This window comes from Saccharomonospora sp. NPDC046836 (genome assembly GCF_040645195.1).
GTDB lineage: Bacteria > Actinomycetota > Actinomycetes > Mycobacteriales > Pseudonocardiaceae > Prauserella_A.
On record NZ_JBEYXW010000011.1, the window covers coordinates 98003 to 121014 of the forward strand.

26 protein-coding genes, 3 pseudogenes and 1 riboswitch are annotated in these 23012 nt (G+C 69.7%); of the genes and pseudogenes, 11 read left to right on the forward strand and 18 right to left on the reverse strand.

The window, feature by feature from the left end; all coding sequences use genetic code 11:
• Positions 1-7 precede the first annotated feature (7 nt).
• The 4 genes from eboE to ABZ863_RS15350 are packed head-to-tail and all read left to right on the forward strand — an operon-like array spanning position 8 to position 4405.
• A complete protein-coding gene (gene eboE, locus ABZ863_RS15335; protein ID WP_358535714.1) occupies positions 8-1132 on the forward strand; it encodes a metabolite traffic protein EboE in 1125 nt (374 codons plus the stop codon).
• On the forward strand, positions 1129-2529 hold the full coding sequence (locus ABZ863_RS15340; protein WP_358535579.1) for a nucleotide pyrophosphatase/phosphodiesterase family protein: 1401 nt from the start codon (positions 1129-1131) through the stop codon (positions 2527-2529). The genes eboE and ABZ863_RS15340 overlap by 4 nt, the downstream gene beginning before the upstream one ends.
• Positions 2526-3533 carry a sugar phosphate isomerase/epimerase family protein gene (locus ABZ863_RS15345; RefSeq protein ID WP_358535581.1) on the forward strand — a complete coding sequence of 336 codons (1008 nt, stop codon included), beginning with the start codon at positions 2526-2528 and terminating at the stop codon, positions 3531-3533. The genes ABZ863_RS15340 and ABZ863_RS15345 overlap by 4 nt, the downstream gene beginning before the upstream one ends.
• Positions 3530-4405, forward strand: a complete 876-nt coding sequence (locus tag ABZ863_RS15350; RefSeq protein WP_358535583.1) for a sugar phosphate isomerase/epimerase — start codon at positions 3530-3532, stop codon at positions 4403-4405. The genes ABZ863_RS15345 and ABZ863_RS15350 overlap by 4 nt, the downstream gene beginning before the upstream one ends.
• On the opposite strand, the gene ABZ863_RS15355 is transcribed toward ABZ863_RS15350, so the two are convergent.
• From ABZ863_RS15355 to ABZ863_RS15380, 6 genes are all read right to left on the reverse strand, one after another.
• The gene (locus tag ABZ863_RS15355) at positions 4381-5280 is read right to left on the reverse strand and encodes a hypothetical protein (RefSeq protein ID WP_358535585.1); all 900 of its coding nucleotides are present in this window, start codon (positions 5278-5280) and stop codon (positions 4381-4383) included. The genes ABZ863_RS15350 and ABZ863_RS15355 overlap by 25 nt on opposite strands.
• 5 nt (positions 5281-5285) lie before the next feature.
• Positions 5286-5738 carry a hypothetical protein gene (locus ABZ863_RS15360; protein ID WP_358535587.1) on the reverse strand — a complete coding sequence of 151 codons (453 nt, stop codon included), beginning with the start codon at positions 5736-5738 and terminating at the stop codon, positions 5286-5288.
• A 39-nt stretch (positions 5739-5777) separates the two neighbouring features.
• Positions 5778-6149, reverse strand: coding sequence for an STAS domain-containing protein (locus tag ABZ863_RS15365; RefSeq protein ID WP_358535589.1), 372 nt, complete (start codon positions 6147-6149; stop codon positions 5778-5780).
• Positions 6150-6511: 362 nt separating this feature from the next.
• Complete coding sequence (locus ABZ863_RS15370; RefSeq protein WP_358535591.1) at positions 6512-6907, reverse strand: PPOX class F420-dependent oxidoreductase; 396 nt, start codon at positions 6905-6907, stop codon at positions 6512-6514.
• 243 nt (positions 6908-7150) lie between these two features.
• Entirely contained in the window at positions 7151-8341 is a 1191-nt protein-coding gene (locus ABZ863_RS15375; protein WP_358535593.1) for a glycosyltransferase, read from the reverse strand.
• Positions 8342-8406: 65 nt separating this feature from the next.
• Positions 8407-8847, reverse strand: a complete 441-nt coding sequence (locus ABZ863_RS15380; protein ID WP_358535595.1) for an ATP-binding protein — start codon at positions 8845-8847, stop codon at positions 8407-8409.
• Positions 8848-8978: 131 nt separating this feature from the next.
• Between ABZ863_RS15380 and ABZ863_RS15385 the strand changes: the two genes are divergently transcribed.
• The 5 genes from ABZ863_RS15385 to ABZ863_RS15405 all read left to right on the forward strand — a co-directional run bounded on the left by ABZ863_RS15385 (position 8979) and on the right by ABZ863_RS15405 (position 11503).
• Positions 8979-9395, forward strand: coding sequence for a phage holin family protein (locus tag ABZ863_RS15385; protein ID WP_358535597.1), 417 nt, complete (start codon positions 8979-8981; stop codon positions 9393-9395).
• Positions 9392-9715, forward strand: a complete 324-nt coding sequence (locus tag ABZ863_RS15390; RefSeq protein ID WP_358535599.1) for a DUF3618 domain-containing protein — start codon at positions 9392-9394, stop codon at positions 9713-9715. The genes ABZ863_RS15385 and ABZ863_RS15390 overlap by 4 nt, the downstream gene beginning before the upstream one ends.
• A complete protein-coding gene (locus ABZ863_RS15395; protein WP_358535601.1) occupies positions 9712-9975 on the forward strand; it encodes a DUF4235 domain-containing protein in 264 nt (87 codons plus the stop codon). Before ABZ863_RS15390 ends, ABZ863_RS15395 begins: the two co-directional genes overlap by 4 nt.
• An 82-nt stretch (positions 9976-10057) precedes the next feature.
• A complete protein-coding gene (locus ABZ863_RS15400; protein WP_358535603.1) occupies positions 10058-10945 on the forward strand; it encodes an RNA polymerase sigma-70 factor in 888 nt (295 codons plus the stop codon).
• A 48-nt stretch (positions 10946-10993) separates the two neighbouring features.
• Positions 10994-11503, forward strand: coding sequence for an FAD-dependent oxidoreductase (locus ABZ863_RS15405; RefSeq protein ID WP_358535605.1), 510 nt, complete (start codon positions 10994-10996; stop codon positions 11501-11503).
• On the opposite strand, the gene ABZ863_RS15410 is transcribed toward ABZ863_RS15405, so the two are convergent.
• A complete protein-coding gene (locus ABZ863_RS15410; RefSeq protein WP_358535607.1) occupies positions 11487-12023 on the reverse strand; it encodes a hypothetical protein in 537 nt (178 codons plus the stop codon). The two genes, ABZ863_RS15405 and ABZ863_RS15410, sit on opposite strands and share 17 nt — an antisense overlap.
• Before the next feature lie 46 nt (positions 12024-12069).
• A complete protein-coding gene (locus ABZ863_RS15415; protein ID WP_358535609.1) occupies positions 12070-12894 on the reverse strand; it encodes an alpha/beta fold hydrolase in 825 nt (274 codons plus the stop codon).
• Positions 12895-12962: 68 nt separating this feature from the next.
• Here ABZ863_RS15415 and ABZ863_RS15420 point away from each other — a divergent pair, with 68 nt between their 5' ends.
• Positions 12963-14288, forward strand: a complete 1326-nt coding sequence (locus ABZ863_RS15420) for a PLP-dependent aminotransferase family protein (RefSeq protein WP_358535611.1) — start codon at positions 12963-12965, stop codon at positions 14286-14288.
• On the opposite strand, the gene ABZ863_RS15425 is transcribed toward ABZ863_RS15420, so the two are convergent.
• Positions 14281-15411, reverse strand: coding sequence for a hypothetical protein (locus tag ABZ863_RS15425; protein ID WP_358535613.1), 1131 nt, complete (start codon positions 15409-15411; stop codon positions 14281-14283). The two genes, ABZ863_RS15420 and ABZ863_RS15425, sit on opposite strands and share 8 nt — an antisense overlap.
• Before the next feature lie 113 nt (positions 15412-15524).
• On the opposite strand from ABZ863_RS15425, the gene ABZ863_RS15430 reads away from it, so the two are divergent.
• Entirely contained in the window at positions 15525-15914 is a 390-nt protein-coding gene (locus ABZ863_RS15430) for a hypothetical protein (RefSeq protein ID WP_358535615.1), read from the forward strand.
• A 174-nt stretch (positions 15915-16088) separates the two neighbouring features.
• Here the strand turns inward: ABZ863_RS15430 and folP are convergent, their stop codons facing one another.
• From folP to ABZ863_RS15475, 9 genes and pseudogenes are all read right to left on the reverse strand, one after another.
• Positions 16089-16901, reverse strand: coding sequence for a dihydropteroate synthase (folP, locus tag ABZ863_RS15435; RefSeq protein ID WP_358535716.1), 813 nt, complete (start codon positions 16899-16901; stop codon positions 16089-16091).
• A 97-nt stretch (positions 16902-16998) separates the two neighbouring features.
• Positions 16999-18000 (reverse strand): ABC transporter substrate-binding protein, encoded by a 1002-nt coding sequence (locus tag ABZ863_RS15440; RefSeq protein ID WP_358535617.1) that lies wholly within the window; start codon positions 17998-18000, stop codon positions 16999-17001.
• Positions 17985-18788, reverse strand: a complete 804-nt coding sequence (locus ABZ863_RS15445; RefSeq protein WP_358535619.1) for an ABC transporter ATP-binding protein — start codon at positions 18786-18788, stop codon at positions 17985-17987. The genes ABZ863_RS15440 and ABZ863_RS15445 overlap by 16 nt, the downstream gene beginning before the upstream one ends.
• Positions 18788-19849, reverse strand: coding sequence for an iron ABC transporter permease (locus tag ABZ863_RS15450; protein WP_358535621.1), 1062 nt, complete (start codon positions 19847-19849; stop codon positions 18788-18790). The genes ABZ863_RS15445 and ABZ863_RS15450 overlap by 1 nt, the downstream gene beginning before the upstream one ends.
• Positions 19850-19962: 113 nt before the next feature.
• Positions 19963-20080, reverse strand: a riboswitch (cobalamin riboswitch).
• 72 nt (positions 20081-20152) lie between these two features.
• On the reverse strand, positions 20153-20761 hold the full coding sequence (locus ABZ863_RS15455) for a substrate-binding domain-containing protein (protein ID WP_358535623.1): 609 nt from the start codon (positions 20759-20761) through the stop codon (positions 20153-20155).
• Positions 20730-20891 carry a hypothetical protein gene (locus tag ABZ863_RS15460; RefSeq protein WP_358535726.1) on the reverse strand — a complete coding sequence of 54 codons (162 nt, stop codon included), beginning with the start codon at positions 20889-20891 and terminating at the stop codon, positions 20730-20732. Before ABZ863_RS15460 ends, ABZ863_RS15455 begins: the two co-directional genes overlap by 32 nt.
• A 3-nt stretch (positions 20892-20894) precedes the next feature.
• A pseudogene (locus ABZ863_RS15465) lies at positions 20895-21008 on the reverse strand (hypothetical protein); the annotation flags it as partial.
• Positions 21009-21112: 104 nt separating this feature from the next.
• Positions 21113-21736, reverse strand: a pseudogene (locus ABZ863_RS15470) (ATP-binding cassette domain-containing protein); the annotation flags it as partial.
• A gap of 21 nt (positions 21737-21757) precedes the next feature.
• Positions 21758-22997, reverse strand: a pseudogene (locus tag ABZ863_RS15475) (enolase C-terminal domain-like protein).
• Between the last annotated feature and the right edge of the window lie 15 nt (positions 22998-23012).

Here is a 23012-nt window from a genome sequence, read left to right on the forward strand (position 1 = left end):
GGTGCCGATGCTGTCGTACTGCACGAACGTGCATCCCGCCGAGGACCTTGACGGGATACTGCGCCAGCTCGACGCCTATGCCGTGCCGGTACGTGAGCGGCTGGGCGAGGACCGGCTGGGGGTCGGTCTTTGGCTGGCCGCCGACGTCGCCGCGGGGCTCGCGGCGGACCCGGCCGCACGGCGCGGGTTCGCCGCCGAGCTCGCCGCACGCGGCCTCGCTGTGGAGACGCTCAACGCCTTCCCGTACGGCGGCTTCCACGATGAGGTCGTCAAGCATTCGGTCTACGTTCCAACGTGGACGGATCCCCGTCGGCTGCGGTACACCGTGGACTGCATCACCGTCCTCACCGACCTGCTGCCACCCGATGCCGGCTATGGCAGCATTTCGACGCTGCCACTGGCCTGGCGCCAACCGTGGTCGTCCTCACACGACATCCGCGCGGCCATCGCGCTCGACGAGGTCACCCGCGTGCTGCGGTCGGCGCGCGCCCGCCACGAGCAGCCCATCAAGCTCGCGGTCGAGCCCGAACCCGGCTGCGTGCTGGACACCGTCGACGATGCCCTCGGCTGGCTGGCGGGCAGAGCCGACCCCGACTACATCGGACTGTGCCTGGACACCTGCCACCTCGCGGTGTCGTTCGCCGATCCGGCACAGACGGTGGAGCGGATACGCCGCGCCGGGTTGGATGTGGTCAAGGTTCAGGCCTCGGCGGCACTGCACGTCGAGCACCCCGGGACCGCTGAGGCCATGGCGGCGCTGCGGGAGTTCGCGGAACCGCGTTACCTGCACCAGGTACGCGAGCGGTCGGCTGCCGGAGAGGTGCTCGCTGCCGACGACCTACTGGAGGCCATGGGGGAGCTGCCCGCGACCGGTCCGTGGCGGGTGCACTTCCACGTGCCGCTGCACGCGCAACCGGATGCGCCGCTCACCTCGACCACCGGGGTGCTCACGGCCGCGCTCGCCGCGCTGGCGGCACAGGGGCCGCTGCCTCACATCGAGGTGGAGACCTACACCTGGAACGTCCTGCCCGCGGGCGCACGGCAAGAGCTCGCGGCAGGCATCGCCGACGAGCTGCGGTGGGCGCTCGAAGCGATCGAGTCCGCCAGGCACGCGAAAGAGGTATCCGCATGAAGAAGCTCATCCTGATCGATGTCGTGGGTATGACGCCTGCGCTGCTGCGTCACATGCCGAACCTGACCGCGCTCGCTACCCGGGGCTGGCAGGCGGAGCTGGGCACGGTGCTGCCCGCGGTGACGTGCAGTGCACAGTCGACATTCCTCACCGGACGGATGCCTGCGGAGCACGGCATCGTCGGCAACGGCTGGTACTTCCGCGACCTCGGCGAGGTTTTCCTGTGGCGCCAGCACAACAAGCTCGTGCTGGGCGACAAGGTGTGGGAGACGGCGCGGGCAGCAGTGCCGGGGTACACCGCGGCCAACGTCTGCTGGTGGTACGCGATGGGCGCCACCACCGACGTCACGGTGACGCCGCGACCCATCTACCACGCCGATGGCCGCAAGTCACCGGACTGCTACGTGCGCCCTCCGCAGCTGCACGACGCTCTCACTGCCGAGCTGGGTGCCTTCCCTCTGTTCCAGTACTGGGGGCCGACCGCGTCCATTACCTCCACCCGCTGGATCGTCGGTGCGGCACGGCGAATCCTGCGCACCGACTCGCCTGACCTGTTGCTGGTCTACATTCCGCATCTGGACTACGACCTGCAGCGTTTCGGTCCCGGCGCGCCGCAGGCGGCGGCAGCGGCACGTGCCGTGGACGCCGAGCTCGCCCCGCTACTGGCTGATGCCGCGCGGGACGGTGCCGCGGTGGTGGCGCTGTCCGAGTACGGCATCACCGCGGTGGACACCCCGGTGGACATCAACCGGCTGCTGCGCAGGGAAGGCCTGCTCGATGTGTACACACAGGACGGAATGGAGTACCTCGATCCGTGGACGTCGCGAGCGTTCGCGGTGGCCGACCACCAGGTAGCGCATGTGTACGTGGCCGACGAGCAGGACTTGCCCAGGGTGCGTGACGTGCTGAGCGCGCTGCCCGGCGTCGACGAGGTGCTCGACCGGGAGGCACAGGCACGGTACGGCATCGACCACGAACGGGCAGGCGAGCTCGTGGTCGTGGCCGAGCCGGATGCCTGGTTCACCTACTACTACTGGTTCGACGATGCGCACGCTCCGGATTTCGCCAGGGGAGTGGATATCCACCGCAAGCCCGGCTACGACCCCGCCGAGTTGTTCTTCGATCCGGACGACCGGCTGGTGAAGGCGAAGGCGGGGCTGAACCTGGTGCGCAAGAAGGTGGGCCTGCGCTATGCGATGAACGTGGTGCCCACCGACCCGCGGTTCGTCCGCGGCTCGCACGGCAGGCTGCCCTCGGCCAAGGCCGAGGGGCCTGTCCTCGTGTGCTCCGAAGCGACCGTTCCGTCCACTGTGGAATCGACTGGCCGGGTGGAGGCCACCGCAGTGCGTGACCTCCTGCTGCAACTGCAAGGAATCCGAGAGGGAGCATACCGATGAGCCGACCGGTTACGTTGTTCACCGGCCAGTGGGCCGACCTTCCCTTCGAGGAGGTGTGCAGGCTGGCCTCCGAATGGGGTTATGACGGGCTGGAGATCGCCTGTTCCGGCGATCACTTCGAAGTGGACCGTGCGCTGGCCGAGGACGACTATGTCGAGGGCAGGCGCAAGTTGCTGGAGTCCTACGGCCTGAAGGTGTGGGCGATCTCCAACCATCTGGTCGGTCAGGCCGTGTGCGACGACCCGATCGACGAGCGGCACCGCAACATCCTGCCTGCCCGGATCTGGGGCGACGGCGAGCCGGAGGGTGTGCGGCAGCGGGCCGCCGCGGAGCTGGCCGACACCGCGCGTGCTGCCGCGAAGTTCGGTGTGGACACCGTCATCGGATTCACCGGGTCGAAGATCTGGAAGTACGTTGCGATGTTCCCGCCCGTGCCGCAGGAGACCATCGACGACGGCTACGCCGACTTCGCCCACCGCTGGAACCCGATTCTGGACGTGTTCGACGAGGTCGGTGTGCGCTTCGCCCACGAGGTGCACCCGAGTGAGATCGCCTACGACTACTGGACGACCCAGCGGACGCTGGCGGCGGTGAACCACCGTCCCGCCTTCGGGCTCAACTGGGACCCCTCGCACTTCGTGTGGCAGGACCTCGATCCGGTGGGCTTCATCCTCGATTTCGCCGACCGCATTTACCACGTCGACTGCAAGGACACCAAGAAGCGGTTCGATGGCCGCAACGGCAGGCTCGGCTCGCACCTGCCGTGGGCGGACCCGCGTCGCGGCTGGGACTTCGTTTCGACCGGCCACGGTGACGTGGACTGGGAGAGCGCGTTCCGCGCCCTCAACTCGATCGGCTACACCGGGCCGATCTCGGTGGAGTGGGAGGACGCCGGTATGGATCGTCTCCGCGGCGCCGCCGAGGCCGTGCAGTTCATTCGCAATCTCAACTTCGACAAGCCCGCGGCCGCCTTCGACGCCGCGTTCAGTACCGAAGGGAAATGACAATGAGCGAAACACCGGAGTCTCGCCTGTCCCGTCGAGTCATGTTGCGCACCGCGGCCGGTGCGGCCATGGCCGTCGGCGTTGCCGGTGCACTGCCGGCCACTGCCGCGGCGGGTGGGGGACACGGGGGACGGCGCCTGCCGAAGGAGCGCATCGCCGTTCAGCTCTACACGCTGCGCAACGCGCTGCAGGCGGATCTCGCCGGCACGCTGGAGGCGATCGCCGACATCGGCTACCGCAACGTCGAGCTGGCCGGGACCTACGGCCGCTCGGCCACCGAGTTCCGCGGGCTGCTCGACAAGTACCGGCTGCGGGCCGTCTCCGCACACGTCGGGTTCGACGGTGCCGACGTGGACCAGCTGATCGCCGACGCGAAAATCCTCGGTTACCACCTGGCCGACTGCGCCTACGCCAACTACGGCACCATCGCCGACTGGACGGCGTTCGCGCAGCGGCTGGAGGCGGCGGGCGAGGCGTTCCGGAAGGCTGGCATCGCCTACGGCTACCACAACCACGCGCACGAGTTCCAGGCTATCGACGGCGTCCGGCCGTTCGATGTCATCGCGCGCCACACGACGCGCCGCAATATCCACTTCGAGTACGACCTGTACTGGCTCGTCGCCGGTGGGGTCGATCCGGTACGCGAGTTCCGCCGGCATGCCGGGCGCGTCAGGCAGTTCCACGTCAAGGACCGGGGTGCCGACGGCGGTTTCGCGGACCTCGGCACCGGCACCATCGATTTCGCCGAGATCTTCCGCAAGACCTGGTCCGGTGGCAGCGTCAAGCACTACATCGTCGAGCACGACCAGCCCACCGACCCGCTCAAGACCGCCGAGGTCGGCTACGACTACCTCGTGGGCCTGCGGTTCTGAGTTTCGGCCAGTAGCTGGATGGCGCCGACGGTCGCGTATCCGCGCCATTCCAGCGCCGCCGCCGGTGAGTAACTGACGAAGCCGACCTGCCAGCCGCCGTCGTCCTGCTGCTCACCGGCCAGGCGGCGCAGTTCGGCCTCGATCACCTCCCGCGAGAACAGCGTGCGCGCCGGTCCGCCGGGCAGCGGCGCGAAGTCCAGCGGGCGCATCACCTCGTCCTCGGCGCCGCCCGCGACGTGCACGATCCCGTCGGCGGGAACGAAGCGGCGCACGCTGTCGAGCAGGGCCGCCGCCTCGGGATAGCGCGTGTGTGCGGCGTCGAGGAACCGCGTCGCGAAGGCCAGCACCAGCGCGTGCGGTTGCCCGTCCAGTGCGCCGATGGCGGACAGGCAGTACTCGGCCGCGCGGTCCAGCCAGGGGTGGCCGGCCACGGCGGGGTCGTGGGCGGCGACCCGCAGCGCGTTCGCCACGCAGATCGCTGTGATCTGCAGTGACGACACGCCGGGTTCGGCCTGCACCCAGAACGGCGCGCACCCGGCTGGGTCGGCGATCGGCAGTGCAAACGGCAGGCCCCCGTCGGGCAGGGTCACCGACGCAAGCCAGTCACACAGGGCGGCGGCGTGCGGATGGGTCACCGGCGCGAGGTCGGCGAACACCTCGAACGCATGCAGGGCGGCGCCGGGCTGGCTCTCGGCGCAACGCAGGTCGGGCTCGAGGCCATGGCCGTACCCGCCGTCGCGGTTGCGGTAGGCCGTCAGCGCGCCGAGCGTGGCTTCGGGGTCGCCGTTGCCGAGGCTGAGCTGGAGCCGGTGCTGGTCGAGGATACGGCCGTGGGTGGCAAGGAACGCCGCGGCGGCGGACAGATCAACGGACATGCCCCTTATCGTTCCTCGCCGGTTCCCGGCCCGTCTTGAACGGATCGGACGACCAGCCTGGTGCGCAGTGATTGGGCGAACTCGCGGGGCTGGTCGACGGCGACGGTGAAATCGTGGTGCCGGAAGCCGAGCGGTTCGTGGCCGTGCACCGGCGTGCGGAAGCTGATGCACACGTGCTCATCGTCGGCGGTCACACGTGTGACGTTGGACAGTGGCGTCTCGAACCACCACGGGCCGTAACGCACTTCGAGGCAGTCGTGTGCGACCCACACGCGGGAGTTGCCGCGATACACGCCCAGTAGCGGAAGAACGGCATGCATTCGACTGCTGATCGTGAAGCCGGACGCCAGCACACCCTCGTGCGTGGGCAGATGCCCTTCGGCCACGCGCCGCGGATCGCCGACCGTGCAGGCCTCTTTCCGGAGCTGCGCGGCGAAACGACGATTGTGCGAGGTCACCAGATCCGTGTACCCGCTGTGGTCGCGCCTATTCCCCGGTCAGGGCACGTGCGCGAGCGCGGCTTCCAGCGTCGGATGCAGCTGCAACGTGGTGTTCAGCCCGACCGCCTCGACGGGGCGCCGGATGGCGCGCTGAGCGGCGACGATGCGCAGCGGCGTACCCCGTTCACTGGCCGCTTCGTGCGTCTCGACCAGCAGCGCCAGGCCACACGAGCCGAGGAACAGGACGCCCGAGAGATCCACGACGAGCGGATGGGGCGGGTCCACCGAGCCGAGAACGTCGAGCAGGTGCCGCTCCAGCAACGGTCCGGTGCTGAGGTCGATCTCGCCCTGCACACGCACCACCAGGCTCTGCCCGTGGGGCTCGTCGGTGATGTCCAGCAGCGGGCTGAACGGTGGAAGCTCCGGCACGTCACCTCCAGCGGTGTACACAGCGAAGCCGCTGGCTGTTCGACCGCCTGACGCCACGAGCCTAACGGCTCATTTGCCCAGCCCCAATAGGCGAAGCCCGCTTCGGCGAGTCGCCCGTTACACGCGCGAGTCCCCCGCTCCCGCACGCGAGTCCCCCGCTGGGGCGCGCGAGTCCCCCGTTCCGGTCTGCGAGTCCCCCGCTGGGGCGCGCGAGTTGCCCGCTCGGGCACCCGAGTTGCCGGGTGGAGACTCTGTAGCAGTCAGTACTCCAGCTGTAGATCGTGATCACATGCGAACCAGCGCCAACAGCGCCTGTGCCGAACCTGTCCCGGCACAGGAAGTTGCTGGCGTCAGACCTGGCGTCAGACAGAGAAGCCTGAGATCCTCTGCGGAGTCACCCGGACGACCAGCCGGAGGACATCGTCCGACTCGGCGGGCGGGTCCTCGCCGAGGTACTTCTGCGAGAGCTTGCGCGGAAGAGACTGCTCCCGGTCCTCGATCAGTTCGACGGTGCCGCGGATGTCCACGGAGTGGTAGGGGTTCTCGGTGTCGTAGACGGTGAGGCTGACCCGTGGGTCCCGGGTAAGGTTTCGGGCCTTCCGTCGCCCGGCCGTGGTGGAGAACAGCACCGCGTCTCCGTCCCTTGCTATCCAGACCACCGAGGTCTGTGGCCCGCCGTCCCGGTTCAGCGTCGCGACGGTGGCGAAGTTCCTCCCGTCCAGAAGCTTGCGCGTCTCCTCGTTAAACGTCACCGACACGGCCTCACCCTTCTGACCAGCAATCCGTATGTTCACTGGTTCCGTACAACGGATACGAGGGCTGAGTTCTTCCCGATGCGCGCGCCTGTTCATCACCCTCGCCGCCCAGTACGTTCACGACGCGGCCCACCGGCTGCGCTGATGCCACTGGCAGCGCCGCCACCAGGCCCGATCCCAAGCAAGCCACTGCCACCGCCATGCCACAGCCCAAGGGTGATCACGATCTACGGCTGGAGTACTGCCCTAGCCGGTTTCCGTTCCGATGACCGGAGCCGGCATGGTCCGCTGGTAGACGCGGTAGGTGTCGTCGGCGATACGGTCCCACGAGTAACGGCAGCGGGCGCGGTCGCTGCCGGCGATGCCGTAGGCGTCCCGCAGCGCCGGGTCGGCGAGCAGCGTGCGGACCGCCGCGGCGACGGCATCCGGTCGCTTCGGCGGCACCAGCGTGCCGGTGACGCCGTCCACCACCGCATCGGTCAGCCCGCCGACCGCGGCGGCCACCACCGGCACCCCGCACGCCATGGCTTCGAGTGGCACCAGACCGGACGGCTCGTACCACGCAGTGCACACCACCGCGTCGGCCGAGCGGAGCAACGCCGGCATGTCCGCACGGCCGACCTGGCCCACCAGGCGTACCCGGTCGGCGACCCCGAGCCGGTCGGCGTAGCGCAGCAGCCTCCGCGCCTCCGCGTCCTCGGCCAGGCGCCCCGGCTCCGGGCCGCCCGCGACCACCAGCTCCGTCCCGGGCAGCGCCGGCAACGCCGCGATCGCGATGTCGAACCCCTTGCGCGGCACCAGCCTGCCCACCGCGGCGATCCGGTGGTGCGGCCCGCGTCGCGCCGGCTTGCCGCCGGGGGTGAACCGCTCGATGTCGACGCCACCCGGCACCACCGACACCCGTGAACGCGCCACGCCCATCCGCACCAGCTCGAACACCTCGTCCGAGCACGTGGCCACCACCCGCGCAGCCTGGCGCCCGATGAGTCGCTCCAGCCGCATCCGCTCAGGAGGACCGGCGTCCTCGACGCTCTGCTGGCGCCGCTTCACCACACCCAGCGTGTGGAACGTCTGCACCACCGGAACGTCCAGTGCGCGTGCGGCGAGCACCGAGGCCAGGCCGGACATCCAGAAGTGCGCGTGTACGACGTCCGGACGACCCGTGCGCCACTGTCGTTCGAGAAACGTCGTGAACTCGCCGAGATGCGGTGGAGGCTCCGCCGTCGACTGTCGCAATGGTCCAGCGGGAACGTGCACGACGCGATACCCAGCCGGGGCGCGTACCACCGCAGGCTGATCGGTGCCGTTCTGTCGCGTGTAGACGGTCACGTCATGCCCCGCACGAGCCAGTCCGGTGGAAAGTTCGGCGACGTGGACGTTCTGCCCGCCCAGCGGCGTCAGCGGGCTGGCGTTCTCCGAGACCATGGCGATCTTCATGTTCCCTCCCCCGGCTGAAGTCGCAACAGACTTGCCCGCGAGTGTCGCCCGGTAAACGCCGCGAGCTACAGCCTTCCCGGCACGAACTGCTTGGCGAACTCGATGTGCACGATCCGGTCCACACTGCGCTGGCCGTCGTGCTCGAAGCGCCAGACCGACAACGAGTCCGTCATGGTGGTGAGTACCCGCCAGCCGAAGGCGTGGCTGCCAGGGACACTGCCCGCTCGTGTGGTCGTGGACACGACCACCTGAAGCTTGCCGAGAGCCAGCACATACCGGCAGGTGAGGATCGCGCCGGGTACCGAGGCGCCGATGAGGCACCCCGCGGCCTCATCGACCGCCACCACGACATCGGTCGCCTCGTCCTGCCCGAAGCCCTCCTGCCTCGCGACGCATTGCGCGACCGTCCGGATCATCGCGAGCTGTCGCGCTTCGGCCGGCACCCTCAGCTCTACCGGCCCTCCCCAACTCAGCCCCGTCCACGAGGTCAGCTGCTGCGTAGGCATGGTGCAGGCGGAATACCCCACGTAGGCACGTCCACACCGGGTGCCCAGGCGGATACCCGGGATGTTTGTCCGGCGCCGCACCCGGGCACACCGTGGGGCAGCGTCTCGCCGCCGATGGGATGGAGGAGCCCATGGTTTACGAAGAACAGCGCGATGTGACGGCGGATGAGCGCACGGTGGCGCAGTTGGTCAACGACCTGTCGGCACAGGCCAGCCGGCTGGTCAGGGACGAGGTGTCGCTCGCCGTCGCGGAGATGCGGGCCAAGGGCAAGCGGGTCGGCACGGGCGCAGGCCTCGCCGGAGCCGCCGCTGTCACCGCCTTCTACGGTGCCGGAGCACTCATTGCCGCGGCCGTGCTTGCGCTTGCGCTGGTGCTGCCGGGGTGGGCTTCGGCGTTGATCATCGGTGGCCTGCTGTTGCTCGTCGCCGGTGTGCTCGGTCTGGTGGGCAAGACCCAGGTACAGCGGGCCGGGCCACCACTGCCACGCGAGGCCACCGACAGCGTGCGGCGTGACGTGGCGGTCGTGCGGGAGAGGATTCACCGATGAGCACGCCGGGCGAGCCCCCACGGGACGCGGAGGAGGCGCGGCTCGACATCGAGCTGACCCGCAAGGAACTGGGCGATACCGCCGAGGCGCTGATGTACAAGCTGAACGTGCCGGCGCGGACGAGGGAGCAGGTGCAGGAGCACGTCACGCGGATGCAGGGGCAGGTGCGGGAGCGTAGCGCCCGCGCCAGGCAGCAGCTTCAGCACGGCACCACGAAAGCCGTGGACACGGCCAGGGCCAACCCCGGCCCGGCCGTCGTGGTCCTCGCGGTCGCCGCGCTCGCGGTCGGCGCTGTGATCGTGTGGAGGATGCGGCGATGAAGACGCTCTACAAGCCGTTGAGCCTGCTGGTGAGCACACTGGGTGCCGTGCTGGCGGGCACGGTGTTCAAGCAGGTCTGGAAGCGGGTGAGCGGTGAGCCCGATGCGCCGAACGCCACCGACCGCAAGTACACGGTGTGGCAGGTCATCGCCGCGGCGGCGGTCGAGGGTGCGATCTTCGGTGCTGTCAAGGCCGCGGTCGACCGGGCGGGCGCCGCGAGCTACGAGAAGGCGACCGGAGCCTGGCCTGGCGAGGAGTAACCGGACGCGGGGTGGTCCACTGTGGACGATAGCGCCGGGACGTGGTGCACACCTGCCGACAGTGTGCGCCTATGCTCGGTCCGTGTCCGTCGCGCCGGAGGAGTTGCGGGAGTTCGAGGAGCAGCGCCCACGCCTGTTCGCGCTGGGCTACCGTCTGCTCGGCTCGGCGAGTGAGGCCGAGGACGCCGTGCAGGACACGTTCCTACGGTGGAGCACCGCCGACCGTGCCGGTATCCGGACCCCCGCGGCGTGGCTGACGAAGGTTCTGACCAACCTGTGCCTCACCCGGCTCACCTCCGCCAGGGCGCGCCGCGAGAGGTACGTCGGTCCGTGGTTGCCGGAACCGGTGGACACCGCCGACTCCGCGCTCGGCCCGCTCGACACCGCCGAGCAGCGCGAGACCGTGTCGATGGCGTTCCTGGTGCTGCTGGAACGGCTCACGCCGCCCGAGCGTGCGGTGTTCGTGCTGCGGGAGGCGTTCGGCTACAGCCACGGCGAGATCGCCGCGATCCTGGAGCTGACCGAGTCGCATTGCCGGCAGCTGTACCGCCGGGCGCGGTTGCACGTGACCGACGGCCGCCCGCGCTTCACGCCATCGCGCGAGGACCGATTCCGCATCACACAACGGTTCCTGAACGCCGCGCGTGGTGGTGACGCCGCCGCGCTGCGTGACCTCCTCGCGACCGATGTCGTGTCATGGGCCGACGGCGGCGGCAAGGCGACGGCTGCCCGCAAGCCGGTCCGCGGTCTGGACCGGGTGGTGCAGTACCTCGGCTGGATGAGCCGCGACGTACCGGGACTGCGGATACTCACCACCGAGCTCAACGGCCAGCCCGGGCTCGTGGCCTTCGCCGGCGGCACCGTACTGCTCGTTGTGGCACTGGACATCGTCGACGGCAGGATCGCCGCGCTGCGCATCGTCCTCAACCCCGACAAGCTCGGCTTCCTCACCACACAGCTGGCCGGTTGACAGGATTGGCCGGACGCCGCCGAGGCGGGCAAGCGCATTGCCGATCTCGTGGCCGAACGTTGTGTGCTGGCCGTGGTCGGCGCCGGGTTGACGCTGTGGGCCACGGGGTTCGTCGTCACCGACCTCGCTGCCGGTGCAGGGCTCGCGGTGGACAAGCACGGGCGGATCCAGGTGGACGGCACCATGCGGTCGGTGTCGCATCCGGACGTCTACGTGGTGGGCGACAGCGCCGCGGCGCATCGGCGTGGTGGGCAGCTTCTGCGGATGGCGTGCGCGATCGGGCTACCGATGGGACTCCGTGCCGCGGAGGCGATCGCAGACCGGGAGCCCGCGCCGCTACGGTTCCGGTACCTCAACCAGTGCGTGAGCCTGGGCAGGCGGGACGGGCTGATCCAGTACGTGGCTGCCGACGACAGTCCACATGGGATGGTGCTGACCGGGCGCAACGCAGCGTGGTACAAGGAGGTCATCGTGCGGAGCGCGGCGTGGACGACGGCGAACTCCGGCCCCTACGTCCCGTCGCGGCGCAGGCGGTGGCCTCTTAGCAGAAGAAGATGAACCAGCAGCCGTCGTCCTCCGGCGGCGTGGTCGTGGTCGTAGTGGTGGGTGGCCGCGGCGGGCGGGGCGCGTCCGGCGGAGGCGACGAGCTGGACTCCTCCGATGGCTCGGTGGTCCTCGACGGCGGGCGCGGACTCGTCGTGGTGGTGGTCGTGACCTCGGTCGTCGTGACCGCGGTGGTCGTGGTGGTGGTCGTCGAGCTCTCGGTCGTCGTCGTGGTCGTGGTCGTCGTGGTGACCGGATTTTCCGTACTGACATGGCTGATCGTCGTCGTGGTGGTGTCAACCCCGGCGATGCCGGACGTGCCGGTGGGCAGCGCGATGATCACCGCGTCGTTGGGGTCCGGTGTCGCCTCGTCCTTGGAGCCGCCCGAACTCACGACGACAGCGGCGACGGCGCAACCGACCACGACCGCAGTCATCACGGCGACAACGCGCAGGCGTGACCGCGGTCCTGGCGGGACCCGGTCGTTCCAGCCGTCACCGTCGGACAGCCGCGTCACCGACACGTCGTCGTACACCGAAGAGCCTTTCGGGCAGGGAAGGCAGCGCGCCTACCCTAAAGCCTCACCCAAAGGGGTGATCTCCGGGGCGGCTGAAGTTGATCTCGAGGAACTTCTGCAACGCATCGTTGAAGGCGACCTCCCGCTCCAGGTTGGGCAGGTGCCCGGCGCCGTCGAGCACGGTCAGTAACGAGCCGGGGATGCGCTCGTGCATCAGCCGCGCGATGTCGACGGGCGTGAACGCGTCATCGCTACCCACCGCGACCAGGGTGGGCACCGCGATCCGCGCCAGGAGCTCGACGTAGTCGGGGCGCTCGGCCCGGCCGCGCAGTGCTGCCGCGGCGCCCTCCGGCGACGTTGCGGTCATCATCCGCAGCACGTGCCGTGCGGTCGACGGCAGGGCGCGGATGTTCTCCGGTGCCATCATCTTCGGCAGCACTTCGCGTGCGTACGGGCCGAGTCCTTCCCGGAGGAGCCTGGCGGCCAGCTCGTGACGGTGACGCCTGCCTTCGGCGGTCTCCGCGTGCGGGCTGGTGGCGGCCAGCAGCAGCCCGCGGATCCGGTGTGGGAACCGCCGGTAGCACTCGAGGACGATCTGCCCGCCCATCGACAGTCCACCCAGGACGAACTCGGTGACCCCGAGCTGATCGAGCAGCGTGGCGATGTCATCCGCGAACGTCGCCAGCGTCGTGGGGCCCGGGGTGACGGTGCTGTCACCGTAGCCGCGCAGGTCCGGGGCGATCGCCCGCCAGCCGGCACCGGCGAAACGCTCGAACTGTGGTCGCCACATGGAGCGGTCGAACGGGTGGCCGTGCACGAGGACCAGCGCCGGGCCCGAGCCGGCGTCATCGAAGCCGACAGTGATGCCGTTGATCGGGAGTGTGCTCACAGCCCGACGCTAACCAGTGCAATGCCTCGGTGCAATGAAAACATTGACCTCGGTGCAATAATGCTGGTATGGAGGATTTCCGCGCCATCGCCGATCAGCTCTCCGCCGACATCGCCGCCGGGCGGCTCCGGCCGGGCCAGCGGCTGCCACCGCAACGCAGGTTCGCCCGCGAGCGCCGCATCGCGGTGTCCACAGCCGCCAGGGTCTATACCGAGCTGGGGCGCCGCGGTCTCGTGAGCGGCGAGGTCGGCCGCGGCACCTTCGTGCGCGCGGCAGCACCGCCGGTCGAGCCCGCACTCGCCGAACCCGGTGCCGCGCGGATCGACCTGGAACTGAACTTCCCCATGCTTCCCAACCAGCCGGAGATGCTGGCGCGCGACCTCGACGGTCTGCAGCGGCCCGATGCGCTCGCGCTGGCGCTGCGACCGGTGGGGGTGTCCGGTACGGAACAGGCCCGTGCCGCCGCCGCGGACCTGCTCGCGCGGTCCGGCTGGTGTCCCGAACCCGGGCGGATCCTCTTCGCGGGCAACGGGCGGCAGGCGATTGCCGCGGCCGTCGCAGCCCTCGTCCCGGTCGGTGGCAGGCTCGGCGTCGAGGCACTCACCTATCCCGTGGTGAAGGGGATCGCCGCGCGCCTCGGGGTCACACTCGTGCCGCTCGCCACTGACGGGGACGGACTGGTTCCGGCAGCCGTGCGGGAGGCACGGCCGCATGCGGTGTACGTCCAGCCGACCCTGCACAACCCGCTCGGGACGACGATGCCCGCCGCGCGGCGCAGCGAGCTGGCCGACACGCTGCGGGAGCTGGACGTTCCGGCCATCGAGGACACCATTTACGCGTTCCTGCGGGACGAGCCACCGCTGGCCAGGTTCGCCGCGGAGCGCACCGTGCTGGTCGACAGCCTGTCCAAAAGGCTTGCACCAGGCCTCACCGTGGGGTTCGTGGTGCCGCCCGCGCGACTGTCCGAGCCGATCGCCGCCGCGCTGCGGTCGGGTGGCTGGGCGCCGCAGGGATTCGCACTCGCCGCGGCGACCCGGTTCCTGGCGAGCGGCACGGTGGCCGCGGTACAACACGGCAAACGCGCCGACGCCGCGCGCCGCCAGCAGATCGTGCGGGAACGGCTCGACGGCTGCACTGTCCGAGCCGACCGCGGTGCCTACCACTGCTGGTGGGAGCTGCCGGAGCCGTGGCGGGCGGAGACGTTCGTCGCAGCGGCCGCGCGGCGGGGGATCGCGGTGAGCCCAGCGGGGGCCTTCGCGGTCGGTTCCGGGATCGCGCCCAACGCGGTACGCCTCGCGCTGGCCTCGCCGCCGGAGGCCACCTTGGCTGCCGCGCTCGACGTCCTTGCCGCCATGGCCGCCGGCTCACCGGACGACGAGAGCGCGATCAGCTGACGCGGTCCTTGACCACCACGTGGTTGAGCACCGGCAGCCCGGGCACGCCCACCAGCGTGGCGCCATTCGGTTCTGGCGTACCGATCACCCACAGCAGACCGGATGCCTGCACGTTCGCGATGAGGTCGACGCTCACCCTGCCGAGCTGGACCGTGCGCTCGGTGCCGTCCGGCCACGACACCCGTGCGGTGGCCCTGGCGAAGTACCCCGCGATGATCTTCGGTTCCGCGTCGAGGCGAGCGGGCAGCGGAGTCCAGGTCACGGCTCGTGCGGCGAGGTTCACGCGCCTCAGCCGCAGCATACTGCGAACGATTCGTTGCACCAGTACGACGAAAACCGCTGCTGCGACGGCGATGAGAGGTAGTTCGCCAATGTCCATGGGTGTCCAGTTCTCGAACAGCGCCAAGGCCGGCAAGAACGCTGCCGCGGCAACCGTGAGCGAGAACAGCGTGAGCAGGCCGCCGTGCAGGCGCCGCGCCGCGCCGAGGTGTGCGGTCAGAACGGGATCGTCCTTGGGGGCCGATGACCGTTGCCACACCTCGGGAAGCGGCCGGGATCCGCGCCGTGGTGCTCGTGTGGTTTTGGCGGCAGCGCACAGCACTGAACCCGGCAGGACGAGCACGACGCGGCCGCGCGCGCTCGGCCCCAGCACCCAGACGCGCCGCTCGCGTGCGAGCAGGGCTCGGTACCCCGCCGGCAACCACCCGCGTACCCAGCTCGCCTGGCCATCGCCGATCCGCACGCTTACCGAGTCGCCTGTGTGCTGTAGTCCATCGGGCTGGGGCCGCACCTCACGAATCGGTGTCTCCAGCAGGGCCCGCATTTCGCCGAAACCGGACCACCACGCGAACACCGAATACAGCGCGAGTAAACCGAAAACGACGACCAGAGCGACCCCGAGCACCGGGACGGCGTCGATGACGAGCAGCGCAATGCCGATACCCAGGAACAACAAGCTCAGCACGAACGTGGCCTGTGACTGACGACGTAGGTTCGCCAGCACGGCCGAAAGGAAGGGTTCCTCCCTGGCGGGCCGGTCACCGCGCGGTTCGAAGATCACGAACCCTGCCGGACTCTCGTGATGCGTCACCGGTATCGCCGGTTTGTCTCTTTCCAAACTCATAAGGCGGGCCGCTCCTTTCGTGGCGCCTCAACCTACATCCACAGTCCACAGTGGCCGTGTGCCGCAGGTGGGCGGCGGGGTTTGGCGTCCGGGATGCCGGGTAGCTATAGCCCATGGACCCATTCGCGCACAGCGACGTGGACGCTACTGCGGCAGTGCTGGCCGCCCGGGCCAGCGAAGCCGCCCGTGAGCTCTACGAACGGGCATCGGGGCAGGCCGACGCGGTCGGCATCGAGGATCTCGCCGAGCTGCGCGACGTGCTGGGATCGCTGAAGCTCGTCGTCGAGAACCTCACCGGTTATCTGCCGGAGCTGTCGCAGTGGCTCGAGCGGCAACTGTGGGCGGGGACGTTGGGTGACACCACTGATGTGTCCTTCGACGAGCTGACCAGATCGGCCTTCGAGGTCGCCTCCGCCCTCGCCCGTGCGCGCCGCATCAGCGCGCAGCTGGGCCGGGAGCTGCGGGCCGCGCAGCTGGCCAGTGGCGACCTCTGGGCACAGTGAGCGGTAGCTGGCTGTGTGGCCAGCTCGTTCCGGTGCATGTGCTCGGTACGGCCACCCCGGCGAACGCCCCTCACGAACACCCGCCGACCGTCCACTGTGGTCAAGGACAGCGAGAGGTCCGAGCTACGCACCGCCGCCACTGGTGGTGCCCCATCCAGGTCCCGTCGCGCGGTATCAGGCCATGCCGCGTAGGCAGAACGCCGGCGGGCGGGTGCCACGGATGCTGGCGACCATGTCCACGACCTGGCGGGTGCGGCGCACCTCGTGCGCCCGGAACACGGCTGCGCCCTCCCAGGCCGCGACCGCCGTCGCTGCGAGCGTGCCGTCGACCCGGTCGTGCAGGTCGGCGTTCAGCGTCTCGCCGACGAAGTCCTTGTTCGACAGCGCCATCAGCACCGGCCACGGCGTGCTGGTGAGCTCGCGCAGGCGACGCAACAACTCCAGGCCGTGCCAGGTGTTCTTGCCGAAATCGTGGGTCGGGTCGATCAGGATTCCCGCACGGGGAACCCCGAGCGCGGCCAGCCGTTCGGCCTTGACGGTCACCTCTTCCGCAACGGCTGCGACGACATCGGTGTACTGCACCCGGTGGGGCAGGGTCCGGGGTTCCGCTCCGCCGGTGTGCGAGCAGACGTAGCCCGCGCCGAACTCCGCGGCGACCTCGGCCAGTGCGGGGTCGGCAGACTGCCACGTGTCGTTGATGAGGTCGGCGCCCTCCTCACACACGCGCCTGCCGACCTCGGTGCGCCAGGTGTCGACGGAGATCACGAGGCCGGGATGCCGCTCGCGTACCCCGGCCACCAGCGGCACCACCCTGCGGATCTCCTCGGCGACACTGACGTGGTTGCCGGGGCCCGCTTTCACACCACCGATGTCGACGATGTCGGCGCCATCGGCCACCAGCGCATCGACGCTGTCCAGTGCCTTGCCGAGGTCGTAGGTCGCGCCCTTGTCGTAGAAGGAGTCCGGCGTGCGGTTGACGATCGCCATCACCAGCGCCCGGTCGCGCTCGACCTTGCGCCCGCGAAACCGCAGGCTCACCGCAGGTTTCGCAGGTACGTGAGTCTCGCGTTCCAAGGGCACCGGTTCAGGTTACGTGCACCGTCCGGAGGTACTCGGCCATGGTGCGGACGGCCGCCGGATTGCGCGGACTCTCGACGAGCGACACGTACGGCAGCACCACGAACCGGCCGTGCCGGATCGCCGACACCTGGGCCAGCGCGGGATGCGCTTCGAGGAACGCCCGCTTGCCCGCCGCGCTCGGCTCGTCGTAGTCGTTGATCACGATGACGTCGGGGTCGCGCTCGACGACGGTCTCCCAGCTCACTGTCGTCCAGGTGTCCTGCAGGTCGTGCATGATGCTGTCGCCGCCTGCGCGGGTGATGATCTCGTTCGCGGCGGCGAACCGGCCCGCCGTGAACGGTTTGTCGGTGCCCGAGTCGTAGAGGAACACCGTGGGTTTCGGCCGGTCGGTGCGCACCAGCGCCTCGGCTTCCCGCACGGTGGTCTGGTATTCCGCGATCAACCGCTCCGCGCGGTCGGACACGCCGAAGATCTGCCCCAGGTTGCGCAGATCGGTGTAGAGCGCCTCCAGCGGCGGCATGATGCCGCGCGCGGATTCGGTACTGCCGTTGCGGCACGACTCGGTCAGCACATAGGAGTCGATGCCGAGTTCGCCGAGCTGCTGCGGGGTCAGCCCGGTGTCCTCGCGGAAGCCGTAGCTCCAGCCTGCGAACACGAAGTCGGCGCCGGCCTCGAGCACGACCTCCTTGCTGATGCTGTCGGCACCGAGCCTGCGCACCTGCTGGTAGTCCGCCCGCCACGGCGAGCTCGCGATCTCGGCTTCCTTCGACCCGGGGAGGACGTAGCCCGCCATCCGGTCGCCGAGCCCGAGCGCGAACATCATCTCCACAATGCCGCTGTCGTAGGCCACCACCCGCTCCGGCGGGCGGTCGTAGGTCACCGCCTGCCCGCAGTTGCGGATGGTCACCGGATAGCCCGGCGCACCATCGGCCCCGGGTTCGCGCACCTGCGCGCCGCACCCCGCCAGCAGTACGCACAGCGCCAGTGCCGTCAATCGCCGCCGCATGCGGCCTCCCTTTCCGGATCACCGAATGACATGCCGAAGAGCAGTTGCGGGGCACCCGACATCGGATGCGGCACCACATGGGCGAGTACGCCGAACACCGCGCCGATCAGCTCCGGGGTCAGCACCTCGCGCGGGGTTCCGCCTGCCACCACGCGACCATCGGCGAGTAGGTAGATCCGGTCGCACGTGGTCGCGGCGAGGTTCAGGTCGTGCAGTGCCGCGAGCGTGGTCACCCCGGTGGCGCGGACCGCGGCGAGGATCTCCAGCTGGTACCGGATGTCGAGGTGGTTGGTCGGCTCGTCGAGCACCAGCACCCGCGGCTGCTGGGCGAGTGCCCGCGCGATGAGCACCCGCTGCCGCTCGCCGCCGGAGAGGGTGAGGAAGCTGCGAGCGGCCAGGTGTGTTGCGCCGACCCGGGCCAGCGCCTGCTCGCACAGCTCGCGGTCCACGGCGGTGTCGCCGTCGAGCAGGCCCTTGTGCGGCGAGCGTCCCATCGCGACGATCTCGGCGGCGGTGTAGCCGAACTCGACGTGGTGTTCCTGCGTGAGCGCGGCAATGCGCCGGGCGCTGTCGCGGGCGGTCAGCTGCCACACGTCGGTGCCGGCCAGCAGCACGCGTCCCGCCGATGGCCGCAATGCGCGGTACACGCAGCGCAGGGTCGTGGACTTGCCGCTGCCGTTGGGGCCGACGAGCCCGACCACCGCACCGGCGGGGACGGCCAGCCGCAGGTCTGCGATCAGCCGCTGCCCGGCCGCCGTGACGGTCAGGCCGTCGATCCGCACGTCCATCAGCTGCCTCCGAACACGTAGCCACGCCTGTGCATGAGCCAGACGAACACCGGGACGCCGAGCGCGGCGGTGAGCACGCCGAGCGGCAGCTCCCGCGGGGCGATCAGCGTGCGGGCGAGCAGATCGACCCAGATCAGTAGGCACGCGCCGGCCAGCGGGGCCACGGCGAGCACCCGCCGATGCCCGGCGCCGACCACCATGCGCACCAGATGCGGCACCATCAGGCCGACGAAGCCGATCGCTCCGCTGACCGCGACCACGCAACCGGTCACCGCGGCGCACACCACGAACAGGCTGCGGCGCAGGCTCGCGGGATCCACGCCGAGGGTCGCCGCCGTCTCATCGCCCGTGGCGAGAGCGTCCAGCCGTCGGGCGTTGCCCAGCAGGTAGACGCAGCCGCCCAGCACCGCGGCGGCGGCGAGCGGCAGCGACTGCCAGGTGGCCCCGCCCAGGCTGCCGAGCAGCCAGAACAATGCGGAGCGCGCGGCGTCCCCACGCGGCGCCAGGAACACGAGCGCGGTCGTGACCGCCGAGAAACCGTAGGCGAGCGCGGTGCCGGTGAGCACGAGCCGCAGCGGGGTGATGCCGTTGCCGGACCTCGCGACGAGGTACACCAGCACGGTCGCGCCCAGGGCACCGAGGAACGCCGCGACCGACAGCGCGTAGATGCCGAGCGCGGCGAACACGCCGAACACGATCACCGCGCTGGCCCCGACCGACGCACCGGAGGAGACCCCGAGCACGAACGGGTCGGCCAGAGCGTTACGCACCAGCGCCTGACTGGCCACGCCCACGACCGCGAGCCCGGCCCCGACCACCGCCGCGAGCAGCACGCGGGGCAGCCGGACCTCCCACACGATCTGGTAGGCGGGCACGTCGGTGGAGTCGATCCAGCCGCCGGACAGCGCGGCGGCGATGAGGCGCAGCACATCGGTGGGCGGCACGTGTGCCGCGCCGAGCACCACCGCGCAGACGACCGATACGACGAGCACGCACGTGAGCAGCACCAGCAGCGGCAGGACGGGGCGGCGGCGTGGCCAGGCCCCGGCGAGTGCGGCCATGCGGGCACCTTCCGGCAGGCGGGTCCGCCGGCCGGTGAGCCACGGGACCAACACCGGGCCGTGCGGGCCATGGCGCCTGTTCCGGGCTCCTCGTTCCGCAGACCTCGACGGGTACAGGAGCATTCGCGCCTGCCGGGCATTCGGGCTCGCCGTCCACACTGGACGGCCTACCGTTGCGGGTCAGCGCCGGACTTCGACCGGCTTCCCCCGGGCAGATGCGGGTATGCAGTTGTGCTGCCGGTGATCGTTTCCCACGGGTACCGGACGTGTCAACTCGCTGTGACGTACTCGTTGACAGAGGTCCTAGTCGTAGAGGACCGCCTGGATCTTCGGGTCGCCGACGTTGTTCTTGTCGTACCAGTAGAAGTTCGTGTCGATCGTCTCCGGCAGCTGCTGGCCGTCGATCGCCTTGAGCGCGGAGTCGACGAGCTGCCTGCCCATGTCGACAGGGTCCTGTGTCACGGCACCGGCCATCAGACCGCTCTCGATCGCATCGATCTGCGCCTTGCCGGAGTCGAAGCCGACGATCGTGATGCCCTGCTTGCCGCTCTCCTGTGCACCCTTGATCACGCCGATCGCCGAGCCCTCGTTGGCGGCGTAGATTCCCTTGAGATCGGGATTGGCCTGGATGATCGACTTGGTGATGTTGGCGGACTCCAGCTGGTCACCGCCGCCGTACTGCGGCTCCAGCACGGTGATGCCGGGCGCGTTCTGCTGCATCCACTCGCGGAAGCCGTCCCGGCGGTCGATGCCGGAGCGGCTGGTCTGGTCGTGTACCACCAGAGCCACCTTGCCCGTGCCGCCGACCTCGTCCGCCATGCGCTCGGCTGCCTCGGCCGCAGCGGCCTTGTTGTCCGTGGCCACCGTGGTGACCGGCACGTCACTGTCCACACCGGAGTCGAAGGCGATCACCGGAATGTTCGCCGCTGGGGGAGGTCTGATGGCCCGGGGAGATCTCTTCCTTGGCGCCGACGTCGATTCCGCGTGTCGGCTCGTCGAAGATGAGGACGTCGCTGTTCTTCACCAGCCATTTGGCGATCACGACCTTCTGCTGGTTGCCGCCGGAGAGGTGCTTGGTGGTCTGCTCCAGTGACGGCGTCTTGATGCGGAGCGTGCCGACGTAGTCCTGCGCCTCGGACCGCGCCGCGCGGTCGTGCACAACTCGGCGGTGGTGAAGCGATCGCGCAGCGAGCCGAGGGCGATGTTGGCCTTGACGTCGTGGTCGAGCAGCAGGCCGAAACGCTTGCGGTCCTCGGAGAGGTAGCCGATCCCGTACCGTGCGGCCGTTGCAGGGCTGCCGATGCGGATGTCGTTGCCGTGCAAGGTGATCGTGCCGCCATCGATCCGGTCGGCGCCCACCAGCGCGCGGGCGACCTCGGTGCGCCCGGCACCCATCAGTCCCGCGAAACCCAGGATCTCACCGCGCCGCAGCTCGAACGACACGTCCTCGAGCAACGCCTTCGTCGTCAGGCCACGTACGCGCAGAAGCACGTCGCGGTCGGCCCGCACGCCCTCCGGCCGGGCGCCGGTGTTGATGGCCCTGCCGACCATCAGCGCAATGATCTCCGGCGTGCTCGCGCTCAGCAGGTCGAGCGTGTCGATGTACTCACCGTCCCTGATGACGGTGACGCGGCCGGCGATCCGTTTGATCTCCTCGATCCGGTGGGAGATGTAGATGACCCCGGTGCCTGGCCGGACGAACTGGCGGATCAGCTCGTGCAGCGTGGCGACCTCGGTGTCGTTCAGCGCCGCCGTCGGCTCGTCCATGATCAGCACGCGAGGCTCGTGGGACAGCGCCTTGGCGATCTCCACCAGCTGCTGGTTGGCGACGGTGAGGGTGCCGACGACCGCCCTGGGATCCAGCGGCAGCCGCAGCCCGCGCAGCAACTCGGCTGCTGCGGTGTTAGCCTAGTCATGGGAATACTCCACAATGGACGCTGCGTGCATCCCGGTTCCTGCGCTGGGCGCTTTCGGTGCGTGGTAGCGGCCGCCGTGTACCTCGACCGGCGTCACGAAGTGTTCGTGCAGGTGGTCGACGGACTCGATCATCCGCCCTTCGAGGCCGCCGGACACCGCGACGTAGTCGAACATCGCCAGGCGGGCACACCGGAACCCCGAACTTGGCTGCCAGTAACAGGATCGCGATGTTCTCGTTGACCCCGGCCACCACTGTCGCGTCGATTTGCAGGATCCGCAGCGCACCGGCCTGCAGGAACTGTTTGAACAGCACCCGGTTGGCGGCGTGCTCACCGGTGGCGACGGGGATCGGCGCAATGGCCTTCGCGATCGTCGCGTGCCCCAGCACGTCGTCCGGGCTGGTCGGCTCCTCGACCCAGGCGAGGTCGAACTGGCGTAGCGCGCCCAGCCAGTGCACTGCCTCGGCGACATCCCAGCGCTGGTTGGCATCGACGGCAATGCGGATGTCCGGCCCGCACACCTCGCGCGCGATGCGCAGCCTGCGGATGTCGTCGTCGAGGTCGGCGCCGACCTTGAGCTTGATCTGGGTGAAGCCGTCGGCGACCGCCTCCCGGCACAGCCTGGCGAGCTTGTCGTCGTCGTAGCCGAGCCAGCCCGGTGTGGTCGTGTAGGCGGGGTAACCATCCCGCAGCAGCGTGGCCTCGCGCTCGAGGCGGCCCGGTTCGGCCGCACGCAGAATCTCCAGCGCATCGTGCCGGGTCAGCGCGTCGGTGAGGTAGCGGAAGTCGACGAGATCGACGATTTCCTCGGGACTCAGCGAGGAAAGCAACTGCCACAACGGTTTCCCGGCACGCTTGGCCTTGAGGTCCCACAGCGCGTTGACGGCGGCGCCGATCGCCATGTGGATGATGCCCTTCTCCGGGCCGAGCCAGCGCAGTTGCGAATCGTGCACCAGCTCGCGCCAGGTGCCACCGAAGTCGGCGAGCAGGTCGTCGACGTCCCGGCCGAGCAGGTGCCCTTCGAGTGCGCGCAGCGCCGCGACCTGGACGTCGTTGCCGCGGCCGATGGTGAACACGAAGGCGTGGCCTTCCAGCCCGTCGCCGACATCGGTACGGATGCGCAGATAGCTCGACGAGTAGTCGGGATCCGGGTTCATCGCATCGGACCCGTCCAAGGTCTGCGAGGTGGGAAAGCGCACGTCATGCGTCTGCAGCGCGATGATGCGGGCCACGGACCAGCTCCCTTG